Raw genomic sequence first — 12717 nt, 5'->3', positions numbered from 1 at the left:
GATTAGAGAAGAGAAAATTTTTCTTGTTTATTATAAATTGTTATCTAATGACTAGACATTTACACCCTCTTGATTATTTATTTTGTTATTATAAAACAGGAATAAATATGTATATATTTGTTTTTTTATCTTTTGTATTCAATGATATAAACCATTTTTTGAATAGTAATACAGAGTGGATCGGTTTGTGGAGCATGATATTAACAATAACATATCTAATAATTTCAGCTAGACAGATGATTCGATTTATCTAAAACCAACGCGTATCTAATTCTTAGTTTTGATTGACATAACAATCTATCGTTTTATTCATAACGTTATGAGGTGTATGGATTGTAGATTCGGTTGGTAGAATAGGAGAGAATACAACTTTTTACCTTTAAAATAGGTATTTATAATCATTTTATAGTTAGAAATTTCTGACATTTTCTTTCTTTACGTAAATCATTGCACACTTTCTTTTACTAAAAAAAATTGGTATCAGCGAGAAATGATTCGCTTAATAGGCAGTTTGATTACTAGTTTTTTTATACATATATATAGGAAGAAAGTTCTTTTTTAAGACAATAAAATAGCATATTAGTCGTTAATCTCCTTCTTTTTTTCACTAAAATATTCGTGTTATAGGCGTATATATATGGTGTGTGATTTTATATATGAGAAAACACTCATCTACAAAACCGTTTTCTTTGTGTTATTTAAACAACGATTATATAGTGGGGTGAAGGAGGTTATTTTAAAAATGAAAAAAGTGTATAGAGTTCCATTCAATTATTTAGCTGTTGTTATGTTGTTGGTAGCGAATCTGCTGCCTGTGACGAGTGTGTTTGCTGAAGGGGTAGCACCACCGAATGAGAGTATATTCAACTCTCAAAGTTTATCGATCAAAGCAGATGCTGAAGCGAATGCGGAGAACCAGCAATTAGTGGATGTTACGTATGAAGTGACGAACAAAAGTGAGACACCCATCAATCAGTTGATCATCCATCAAAAAAATGAAAACGATACACCTGTTAAGTTTGATAAGCAAACACTAAAGAATAATCAGAAGTTAGTCGAATCAACCGATCCAATCGTGTCGTTTGAAAAGATGGAAAAAGCAGAGGGAACGCAATTACGGATTGCTACCCTTCAACCAAATGAAACAAGAAAACTTTCCATCACCGGGGAAAAAACGAATCGATCCGTGGATCAATTAGCAGTTGAGATCAAAGAATCAGAAAACAAATTAGGTGAGCTTAAGCTCAACTTTCCAAAAAAAGAACTTGCACCAACTAGCACTACCTCATCACCTATACAAGAATCTACCACACAACCAGAATCATCGATACCCAGTCAACCAATCAAAGAGCCAACCAAAGAAACAACATCAGAGTCAGAATCAACTGTGCAAACAGAAGAAACACAAACAGAAGAATCACAGTCAACAAGTGAAGAAGCAGAGGACCCCGATCCTGGATTACCTCAAGCACCTATGGCTCAAGGCCCTAGACTTGCGCCGACACCAGGACGAGGCTTCGAAAAGCCAATCTATAATAGTGTGCACAAAGGCGAACTTTTTTCTACAGGAAATACTAATCTAAAGATCCTTGATGAAAAAGAGTATCGAGCAAATATTTTCTTGAATACTAAAGCGCCTAGTAGTGGCTATTCGATCAATAACTTTGTTTTAGAATTTGCTGATGTAGATGGCGACCCGACAACATATAATTCTAGTCGCGCATATATCGATTTAGATGGTGCGAAAGAGATTGCATGGGCGGGGTTATTTTGGAGTTCTTCTCGTTATAAAGGCCCTGCATTTGGCACAAATCTTTCGGATGAAGAAATCAGTGCACCAGTCAAATTTACTACGCCAAATGGCACATCACAAAGAGTTGCCCCTCAGTATTATCATCGGATTGACCAAGATAAAACTGATCCTGGACAATACTTTGGCTATAACAATACAGGCTTTTCAAATTATGCAGATGTGACATCGATCATTCAAGGAGATGGCAGTGGAACTGGTGGCTATACCTTAGCTGATATCCCTATGACAAAAGCGCTAAACCAGAAAGCTCAATACTATAATTTCAGTGGCTGGAGTCTATTTGTCGTAACAAAAGATCAAGCAAAACATTCTCGAGCATTCAATGTTTACTACGGCGCCAGAGGAAATAAAGCTGGAACAAATAATGAGTTTGTCATGAAAGATTTTATTACAGCCAAACAAGGAAAACTAGAACCTATTGTCACCTGGTTCACTGTACAAGGGGATAAATTGTTTACTGGTGACAATGCGCAAATCAAAAATAGTGCAGGAACTTTTGTCAATATCATCAACACGATCAACCCAGTAGGAAATGTGATGAATGCCACCGTTTCTGATAACGATCAACATATGGTTGACAAGTATCCTGGACAGTTCAATCCAGGACATCCCAACTTTTTGGATATCGATATCGATCGGCTTTCTCTACCAGAGGGGCTGATCAGTAATGGCCAAAATCAAATCAGTTTCAGAACGACTAGTATTGGCGATGACTTCTCTACGAATGCTGTCGGTTTCTCTGTCAATGCTGAGATTCCCGAGCTAGAGATCAATAAAGAAATCGTGAATCCTAAAGAGACCTACAAGATCGGAGAGACAGTCACCTATCGTGTGCACGTAAAAAATACAAAAGAAAATTCAGAAGCCGTCAATACGTTGTCTAAGGATGTCTTAGATAGCCGTTTGGATTATGTTCCTGGTTCTTTATCAGTCGTGACTGGTCCCAACGCTGGGAAAAAAACTGATGCTTCTGGCGATGATCAAGCAGAATACACAGCAGCTAACCGAACAATGACTGTTCGTGTCGGTGAAGGCGCAAATGCTACAACAGGAGGCAGTTATAAAGGAACGACGGCTGAAACAGTGTATGAATTTCAAGCGAAAATCAATGGTACAGCCATAGTCGAGCAATTGATCCCCAATCGTGCAACTGTGCAAGGGACAGATGCAGCAACCAATACAGCACTTGAAAATCAATCGAATGTGGTTGAAGTAAAAGTAGAAAAAGAAGAGTTACCAGGAAAGATTGAAAGCACGAAAACGGTCAATAACCAATCGCCGAAAATCGGTGAGGAAATCGACTATACGATCAACTTTAAGAATACGGTAGAAAATGGTGTACTGAATCAAGTGACGATCACGGATAGCTTACCTAAAGGCTTGACGTATGTCGAAAACAGTATCGCAAGTAGTGGCAATGATCCTAAACCAACATCAATGACTGTAGTGAATGGAAAAGTAACTGCTGTATATCCAAAAATCACTGATACAGCTACGCGATCAATCACTTTTAAAGTCCGAGTGAATGAAGAAGCGGTCGCAGGACAAGCAATCATCAATCAAGCCATCGTCGACGATGACGTGAACCCACCGATTGAACCTGAAGTTCCTGTGACACCTGTTGAAACACCAGGAGAATTGGAAAGTACGAAAACGGTCAATAATCAATCACCAAAACTTGGGGAGGAAATTGAATATCATATCACTTTTCGCAACAAAATAACTAATGGTATTTTAAGCAAAGTGACAGTAACAGATAATTTACCAAAAGGCTTGACCTATGTGGAAGGTAGTTTGACCAGCGAAGGGGATGATCCCCAACCGACCAATCTAAGTTACAAAGACGGTACGATCACCGCTGAATATGGCAAGATCAGTGATACGAAAACACGCACGATCATCTTTAAAGTGAAAGTCAATGAAGAAGCGAAGGTCGGCGAACCGATCATTAATAAAGCAACTATCGATGATGGAACGAATCCGCCAGATGAACCGGAAACCCCAGTGACACCAGAAGAAACACCAGGAGTATTGGAAAGCAATAAATCGGTGAATGATCAATCACCGAAACTAGGAGACGAAATCGAATATCGTATCACTTTCCGCAATAAGATCACAAATGGTGTCTTGAAAAAAGTAACGATCAAAGATACCTTACCAAAAGGCTTAACCTATGTGGAAGGTAGTTTGAGCAGCGAAGGGGACGATCCCCAACCAACCAATCTAAGTTACAAAGACGGTACGATCACGGCCGAATATGGCAAGATCAGTGATACGAAAACTCGTACGATCATCTTTAAAGTGAAAGTCAATGAAGAAGCGAAGGTCGGCGAAACGATCGTCAATAAAGCAACCATCGATGATGGGACGAATCCGCCAGATGAACCGGAAACCCCAGTGACACCAGAAGAAACACCAGGAGTATTAGAAAGTACAAAAACAGTAAATCATCAATCACCAAGAATCGGTGATGAAATCGAATACCGGATCACGTTCCGTAACAAGATCCAAAATGGTGTCTTGAAACAAGTAACGGTGACCGATAACTTGCCTAAGGGCTTGACGTATGTGGAAGATAGTTTGACCAGCGAAGGGGACGATCCACAACCGACGAAGTTAGTGATGGAAAATGGGAAATTGACAGCCGAGTATGGGACGATTTCTGATACGAAATCCCGTACGATCATGTTCAAAGTAAAAGTGAATGAAGAAGCAAAGGTTGGTGAACAAATCATCAATAAAGCTACGATCGACGATGGCACGAACCCACCAGATGAACCGGAAATACCTGTCACACCTGAAGAGACACCAGGAGAGTTAGAAAGTACGAAAACGGTCAACAATCAATCACCAAAAATTGGGGATGAGATCGAGTACCGCATCATGTTCCGTAACAAGATCCAAAATGGTGTCTTGAAACAAGTGATGGTGACTGACAACTTGCCTAAAGGGTTGACGTATGTCGAAGGTAGCTTAACAAGTGAAGGAAACGATCCACAACCGACAAAATTAACAATGGAAAATGGAAAGTTGACTGCCGAGTATGGCTCAATCACTGATACCAGTACTCGTTCGATCGTCTTTAAAGTAATCGTCAACCAAGAAGCAAAAGCGGGTGAAACAATCGTCAATAAAGCCACAATCGACGATGGCACGAACCCACCAGACGAACCAGAAACACCAGTCACACCAGTAGTGACACCTGGTCAATTAGAAGTAACGAAAACAGTTAACCATCAATCACCAAAAATCGGTGACGAAATCGAATACCGTATCAGCTTCCGTAATAAAGTCACTAATGGAGTCATCGACCAAGTAACGATTACCGATACGTTGCCTAAAGGGTTGACGTATGTCGAAGGCAGTTTGACGAATGAAGGTGCTGATCCGCAACCAACTAGCTTAGAGATAGAAAACGGGAAAATAACCGCGGAATATCGTAAGATCACTGATACTACTGTGCGTTCACTTGTCTTTAAAGTGAAAGTCAATGAAGAAGCGAAGGTGGGTGAGCAGATCATCAATAAAGCAACGATCGATGATCATATCAATCCGCCGGACGAACCAGAAACACCAGTTACACCAGTGGAAACACCGGGAGAGCTAGAAAGTACAAAATCAGTCAATCATCAATCACCAAAAATCGGTGAGGAAATCGAGTATCGTATCAACTTCCGCAATAAAGTCACTAATGGCGTATTAAATCAAGTGACAGTAACTGACAAGTTGCCTAAAGGTTTAACTTATGTGGAGGGTAGTTTGACAAGTGAAGGGGACGATCCACAGCCAATAAATCTGACAGCAAAAGATGGCACGATCCTCGCAGAATATGGCAAGATCAATGATACAAAAATTCGCTCAATCGTCTTTAGAGTGAAAGTCAATGAAGAAGCAAAAACAGGTGAAACGATCATCAATAAAGCAACCATCGATGATGGCACGAATCCGCCAGATGAACCAGAAACACCAGTGACCCCAGTGGAAACTCCAGGTGTATTAGAAAGTACAAAAGTAGTGAATGATCAATCGCCGAAGCTGGGCGATGAAATCGAATACCGTATCAGTTTCCGCAACAAAGTGACGAATGGTGTCTTGAAACAAGTGACAGTAACGGATAATTTGCCTAGAGGCTTGACCTATGTCGAAGGTAGCTTGATGAGTGAAGGGGATGATCCACAACCAACAACCTTGACTATGGAAAATGGCAAAATGGTTGCCGAATACACAGGGATTGCCGATACGAAAGTCCGCTCGATTGTCTTTAAAGTCAAAGTCAACGAAGAAGCGAAAGTCGGCGAAACGATCGTCAATAAAGCAATCATCGATGATGGCACGAATCCGCCAGACGAACCAGAGATTCCAGTAACCCCAGAAGAAACACCGGGAGAACTGGAAACAACGAAAACAGTCAATAACCAATCGCCGAAACTTGGGGAAGAAATCGAATACCGCATCACGTTCCGCAATAAAGTGACGAATGGTGTGTTGAACCAAGTGACAGTCACGGATAACTTGCCTAAAGGCTTGACGTTCGTTGAAGGTAGTTTGACAAGTGAAGGGGATGAGCCACAACCAACAAGTCTAGACTACAAAGCTGGCACGATCACTGCCGAATATGGCAAGATCAGCGATACAAAAGTTCGTTCAATTATCTTTAAAGTGAAAGTCAACGAAGAAGCGAAAGTCGGCGAAACGATCGTCAATAAAGCAACCATCGATGATGGTACAAATCCGCCAGACGAACCAGAGATTCCAGTAAGTCCAGAAGAAACACCGGGAGAGCTAGAAACAACGAAAACAGTCAATCATCAATCACCGAAACTTGGGGAAGAAATCGAATACCGCATCACGTTCCGCAATCAAGTGACGAATGGTGTGTTGAACCAAGTGACAGTCACGGATAACTTGCCTAAAGGCTTGACGTTCGTTGAAGGTAGTTTGACAAGTGAAGGTGAGCAGCCGGAACCAACAAGTCTAACCTACAAAGACGGTACGATCACTGCCGAATATGGCAAAATTAATGATACAAAAGTTCGTTCAATTATCTTTAAAGTCAAAGTCAACGAAGAAGCAAAAGTCGGCGAAACGATTGTCAATAAAGTGAACATCGATGACCATATCAATCCGCCAGAAGAACCAGAAATTCCAGTAACTCCAGAAGAAACACCGGGAGAGCTAGAAACAACGAAAACAGTCAATAACCAATCACCAAACATTGGGGAAGAAATCGAATACCGCATCACCTTCCGCAATCAAGTGACGAATGGTGTCTTGAACCAAGTGACAGTCACGGATAACTTGCCTAGAGGCTTAACCTATGTCGAAGGTAGTTTGACGAGTGAAGGTGACGACCCTCAACCAACAAGTTTAGACTACAAAGCTGGCACGATCACTGCCGAATATGGCAAGATCAGCGATACAAAAGTTCGTTCAATTATCTTTAAAGTGAAAGTCAACGAAGAAGCGAAAGTCGGCGAACAAATCATCAATAAAGCCACAATCGATGATGGCACAAATCCGCCAGATGAACCAGAAGTACCCGTGATTCCAGAAGAAAAACCAGGGAAATTAGAAAGTACCAAAACGGTCAATAAGCAAAAAACAAAAGTCGGTGAGGAACTCGAATACCGAATTACTTTCCGCAATCAAGTGACGAATGGTGTGTTGAACCAAGTGACAGTCACGGATAACTTGCCTAGAGGCTTGACCTATGTTGAAGGCAGTCTGACAAGCGAAGGTGACAACCCTCAACCAACAAGTCTAACCTACAAAGACGGTACGATCACTGCCGAATATGGCAAGATCAATGATACAAAAGTCCGCTCGATCGTCTTTAAAGTGAAAGTGAACAAAGACGCCGTCTCAGGAAAAGAAATCTTGAACATTGCCACAGTGGATGATCATGTGACACCGCCAGATAAACCGGAAGTACCAGTCATTCCGGAAGATCCAGATCAACCAAAAGTTCCAGATGGTAAATTAGTAAGTGAGAAAACAGTCAATCAGAAAACTGTAAAAATCGGTGAAGAAATCGAGTACCGTATCAGTTTCTACAATACGGTAGAAAACGGTGTGTTGAATCAAGTGACTGTCACCGACAAGTTACCAAAAGGCTTGACCTATGTCGAAGGTAGTTTGACTAGCAAGGGTGATGATCCACAACCAACAAGTTTAGACTACAAAGATGGTACGATCACTGCCGAATATGGCAAGATCAATGATACAAAAGTCCGTTCGATCGTCTTTAAAGTGAAAGTGAACAAAGACGCCGTCTCAGGAAAAGAAATCTTGAACATTGCCACAGTGGATGACCATGTGACACCACCAGATAAACCGGAAGTACCAGTCATTCCGGAAGATCCAGATCAACCGGATAAGCCAGACGTACCAGTTGTACCAGGAAAAGAAGTGCCTAACCGACCAGAGCCTAGAAAACCTGCTCCAAAGGAAAAGGAAGCAAGAAAGTCATTTCTTCCTAAAACAGGCGAAGCAGTTTCTTATACGCTGATCGCTTTAGGTGGTATTCTAGTAGTAATCGTATTGGTCGTGGCAGTAAAGAAAAGAAAACAGTGATTCGCCAGAATGTAAAAAAACTGAATAACTAAACTGTATTTAATTTGTGGTAAACGTAACTTAGATTATTTATTACTCTATCTTTTTTATCGATGACAAATTTAGTAGAGAACGTCCTCCGAGTAGTTGATTAGCAATATTTGGAGGACTATTTTTTATAGATTGTTCGATGCTACTCTGTTAAAAAAAGGGTGAAATAGTAATGTCAAGTTCAAAATTTGCACTAAAATATGAAAAAATATGGACTGCTTAATCCTTCTTATTCCTGTTAAAATGGACTATAATAAAGTAAAAGTTTGTCGTATTATCTCAGTGTTCACTAGATATTTTCACTTAACGTTTGTTATTAGTAGTGGATCGAAGCATAAATATGAGATAAATAATTGTTATTACTTTATAAAAATTATTATTTTTTTAACAAAAAATTCATAACTAACATGTATCTTAAAAATAACTAAAGAAAAGGATGTAAGAAAATTGAAAAAAAAGTCTACGTATAAATTAGTTTCATTTGTATTTCTTTCACAAATGTTACTAACTACGCCTTTACAAGTATTAGCAGATGAACAAGTTTTTTCTGCGGATCAACCAGTAACAGCGGAAGCGCGAACAGAAACAACGACGGATTCGTCTGATACAACAGGTGAAGATAACACAACAGATACAACAACAGATGGTACAGAAGAATCAACGCCACCGTCTACTGGTGATTCAAGTGAACCAACCACACCTGATACTTCAGAACCGACAGAACCTAGTACACCGGAGGAAACAAAACCAACGGAGCCGACAAAACCAACAGAACCGACGAAGCCGACAGAGCCTACACAGCCGAGTCAGCCACAAAAACCAACGCCACCATCAACTGGCGGTTCTACTGGAGAAACACAACCAACTACACCACAGCCAAGTCAGCCAACACCTCCAGTGACAACACCTGCTGCACCTGTGGCACCAACGCCTGCACCTGCGGCACCAGTTGCTCAAGAGGTACGTCAACCTTCTGCAACAACACCGATCCAAGATCTTGTACCATCAAGTCAAGAAACGGATGAAGGATCGATCCATTTTGAAAAAGATGAATCAGTTGAAAGTTTCATTCGCAAAATCGGTGAATCTTCTCGAAAAATCGGGCAAGAAAATGACTTATACGCATCAGTGATGATTGCCCAAGCGATTTTAGAATCAGCTAGTGGACAAAGCCAGTTGGCACAATCACCTAACTACAATCTTTTTGGGATCAAAGGTACACACGAGGGCAATGGCGTGACATTTGCCACACAAGAAGATGCTGGTGATGGTACATTATATACGATCCAAGCCACATTCAGAAAATATGCCAACTATGAAGAAAGTCTTGAAGACTATGCTAAATTAATGACTGAAGGCTTGACTGGAAATAGTGAGTTTTATTCAGGTGCATGGAAATCTAACGCAGAAACTTATAAAGAAGCAACTGAATTTTTAACAGGTCGTTACGCAACGGATACAAGATATAACGAAAAACTGAATGGTCTGATCGAAACTTATGATTTAGAACAATATGACAAAGAAGTTGCCGGACCTGAAGTGAATAAAGAAGGATATATTGTGCCATTGAGAAATTATACGATTTCTAGCCCATTCGGTCCTCGTGGTGGTGAATTCCACCGTGGATTAGATTTTGCAGCACCTCAAGGGGAGCCAATCTATGCTAGTAAAGCAGGTACTGTGATCAAAGCAGAATTCCATCCTTCATGGGGGAACTATGTAGCAATTGAACATGAAGATGGTACGACAGCACTTTATGCTCACCAACAAGAATACATCGTGAAGGTTGGCGATGAAGTTGAACAAGGACAAATCATTGGGTTTGTCGGTTCTACCGGAAATAGTACAGGCAGTCATCTGCATTTTGAGATCAGTCGTGATAACAGCTTAGCACAAGCGCAATTGATTGATCCAGCAACTGTTTTGTTTTAATTAGTGATAATGAAAAAATGCCATTGGAAGGGGACTCTTTCAATGGCATTTTTATTTTACTTAATTAGTGATTCATCGGTCGATCAGCCAACAAAACGAATTTGAATGAGTCGACTTGATGCCAGCTTTCTGTGTATTGAAAGTGGGTATAATCAGTCAAATATGCCCAATTCCTAACAACAAAGATGTTTTTGTCATGTTTTCCTAAATCTAAATATTGTGCGATCGGAGTGGTGATATTCTCAACAGAAATTTCTTTTTTTGAACAGTTCAATTTCAAATGCAACTGATTTTCAAGGTAACGATATAGCGATTGGTTGATGATTTCTTTGGTTAGATCTGGAACAACAGTGGTGCGCAAATAATCTACTTCTAGAATCAACGCACGACCATTCAACAAGCGGCGACGCAGCAAATACCAGACGGATTCACCTAAACTAAAACCGGAGTTTTCTCTAAGTTGCTCGTCCACGATAATTTTTTTCAATGACAAGATCTCTGTGTTGAAGGAATGATTTTCGGAATGATATTTTTCTGAAGTTCCTGACAGATCACTAACAAAAAAATCGATTTTGTCATGGGCAAGCACTTTACTGCCTCGTGCAGGTATTTTTTCGATATACCCTGTGGATTCTAAACTTTTTAATGCTGAACGGATCGTGTCACGTGTCACACCGAATTCTGCCATTAATTTTCGTTCACTTGGAAGAAAGGAATCGGGAGGATACGCTCCTTGATGGATACGTTCGAGAATCAGATTCGATAGTTGTTCATATTTACTCAAATTTACTTCCTTGCCTTTCTATAAATAATCATGAGGAAAAATTTATTCTTTGCTATTTGGTATGTATTATATCATACCAGTTTCTTCTTAGATGGCGGATTTAGCACTTAATTTTAGCTCAACAGCGACATGTACCTATTTTAAATTAAAATTTGATTATAAAAATTAAATTATCTTTCATTTTGCGGTTTGTAAGGGCTTTATTTTTCCGCTATAGTACGTGGTAAGAAATGCTATTTTTGGGAAATCGAAAGTAGCGCCACCATTGATAAGATAGGAGAAGATAAAGATGAACGAGTTTATAAATAATAAGATGTTGCCGATTGCTGCAAAAGTTTCGAACAATAAGATTTTGATTGCGATTCGAAATGGTATTACCTTAGCTTTACCACTGATCATTACGGGATCACTGTTTTTGATTATTTCCTCATTTCCAGTGGATGCTTGGACTGATTTCTTAAGTGCGAATGGGATTGATGCTTATTTGAATAAAGGTGTCACGGCTAGTTTTGGGATCATGGGTCTCGTTGCGGCTTTTGGAATTGCGAATGCATTGGCTGTTCAGTATGACAAAGACGGAGTATCTGCGGGCATCATTTCTATTTCTTCTTTTTTACTAGTCACACCGAATCTCGTATCAGATGACGGTGTTGGAATTCCCACTGCATTTATGGGTGCGCAAGGACTTTTTGTGGCAATGGTCATTGCAATTATTTCGACATTGATTTTCAAATGGTTTATTGATCACAACATCCAAGTCCGTTTGCCGGATTCTGTCCAGCCAGCTGTTGCGAAAAGTTTCTCTGCTCTGATCCCAGGAGCATCGATTCTTACTTTTTGGCTGGTCATTTATGCAGTATTTCAAATGACTGATTGGGGTTCAGGAAACATTCACCAACTGTTGATGGAAATCTTTGGTGGTCCTCTAGGATTACTTGGTGGGACATTGGGTGGTACGTTAGTATCGATCTTCTTAGTTTCCCTGTTTTGGTTCATGGGTATCCACGGCGCCAATGTCGTGAATTCTGTCATCATGCCGATCTGGTTGATGAATACGGATGCGAACCGTGTAGCAGTAGAAGCTGGTGAGAAATTACCACATATCATTACACAACCTTTCATGGAAAACTTTGTTTATATGGGTGGCGGAGGAGCTACGCTAGGTTTAGTAATTGCGGCAGCAATCGTTGGCTTGAGAAAAAATTCGTCGAAAATGACAAAAACGATGGTTCCTTTGACATTGACACCAGGTATATTCAATATCAATGAACCGGCAATGTTTGGGATGCCGATCGTGTTGAATGTTACGTTGTTGATTCCATTTATTTTGGCACCGATGGTCAATGCTGTGGTGACGTATTTTGCGATGTCCCTTGGTTTTGTTCACGGAACGGTAGGAATTGCTGTTCCTTGGACCATGCCTCCTGTCATCTCAGGTTTTCTAGCTACAGGGGGGCATATCTCAGGTTCAATTATCCAAATCATTTGCTTGATTTTGAATATTTTGATTTATTTACCATTCTTCGGAGTGATGGAAAAACAAAACCGCATGAATGAAATGCAAGAAATTTAAGGAGGAAATAAC

4 protein-coding genes are annotated in these 12717 nt (G+C 40.2%); 3 read left to right on the top strand and 1 reads right to left on the bottom strand.

Going from position 1 to position 12717, the window contains the following annotated elements:
- Nucleotides 1–742 precede the first annotated feature (742 nt).
- Entirely contained in the window at nt 743–8386 is a 7644-nt protein-coding gene (locus tag CUS89_RS05235) for an isopeptide-forming domain-containing fimbrial protein (RefSeq protein ID WP_104871326.1), read from the top strand.
- A gap of 477 nt (nt 8387–8863) precedes the next feature.
- Nucleotides 8864–10348: a peptidoglycan DD-metalloendopeptidase family protein gene (locus tag CUS89_RS16520; RefSeq protein WP_104871325.1), complete on the top strand. Its 1485-nt coding sequence runs from the start codon at nt 8864–8866 to the stop codon at nt 10346–10348.
- Nucleotides 10349–10412: 64 nt separating this feature from the next.
- Here CUS89_RS16520 and CUS89_RS05225 read toward each other — a convergent pair whose 3' ends face one another.
- Nucleotides 10413–11132 (bottom strand): UTRA domain-containing protein, encoded by a 720-nt coding sequence (locus tag CUS89_RS05225; RefSeq protein WP_104871324.1) that lies wholly within the window; start codon nt 11130–11132, stop codon nt 10413–10415.
- A gap of 289 nt (nt 11133–11421) precedes the next feature.
- Here CUS89_RS05225 and CUS89_RS05220 point away from each other — a divergent pair, with 289 nt between their 5' ends.
- Nucleotides 11422–12705, top strand: coding sequence for a PTS sugar transporter subunit IIC (locus tag CUS89_RS05220; RefSeq protein ID WP_104871323.1), 1284 nt, complete (start codon nt 11422–11424; stop codon nt 12703–12705).
- Nucleotides 12706–12717 lie beyond the last annotated feature (12 nt).

The organism is Enterococcus mundtii (assembly GCF_002947535.1).
In the GTDB taxonomy this organism is placed as follows: domain Bacteria; phylum Bacillota; class Bacilli; order Lactobacillales; family Enterococcaceae; genus Enterococcus_B; species Enterococcus_B mundtii_B.
This window is presented reverse-complemented; position numbering and strand designations above follow the sequence as displayed.

Coding starts and splice junctions, on each gene's coding strand:
- CUS89_RS05220 (WP_104871323.1), top strand. CDS start 11,422: ATGAACGAGTTTATAAATAATAAGATGTTGCCGATTGCTGCAAAAGTT.
- CUS89_RS05235 (WP_104871326.1), top strand. CDS start 743: ATGAAAAAAGTGTATAGAGTTCCATTCAATTATTTAGCTGTTGTTATG.